Annotated in this window: 1 pseudogene; it reads right to left on the bottom strand. The window is 72.6% G+C overall.

The annotated features are described in order from the left end of the window. Positions 1 to 356 (bottom strand): annotated as a pseudogene (locus G3I71_RS50075) (hypothetical protein); the annotation flags it as partial. Positions 357 to 380 lie beyond the last annotated feature (24 nt).

Here is a 380-nt window from a genome sequence, read left to right as displayed (position 1 = left end):
GCGGTGATCTGCGCACCGACCAGGCGGGCGTTCTCCGCCGCGTTGTCGTCGCGGTCCTTGTTGCGTTCCGTGACCGCGCCGGTCGTGGAGACCTCCAGCTCGGAGTTGGTGACGCCGTCCTTGCCGATCACGTTGACGTGCCAGATGGCGCCGTCCTGGTCGAGGGACTCGACGACACCGGGGAAGTGCTTGAGGGCTGCCGCCGCCGCTCCGCCCGCGTCCACGTCGACCCGCGCGACGGCGGAGGCGGGAGCGGTTCTCGCCGTGTCGGCGCCGGTCGCGGCGGCGGCCACCGCCGGACCTCCGGCCAGCAGGACGACGGACGCAGCGGCGGAAACGTACAGATTGCGCTTCATGGGCTGGACCTCCTCGGGCCGGCC

The sequence above is a fragment of the Streptomyces sp. SID12501 genome, assembly GCF_010550245.1.
Lineage (GTDB): Bacteria > Actinomycetota > Actinomycetes > Streptomycetales > Streptomycetaceae > Streptomyces.
This window is presented reverse-complemented; position numbering and strand designations above follow the sequence as displayed.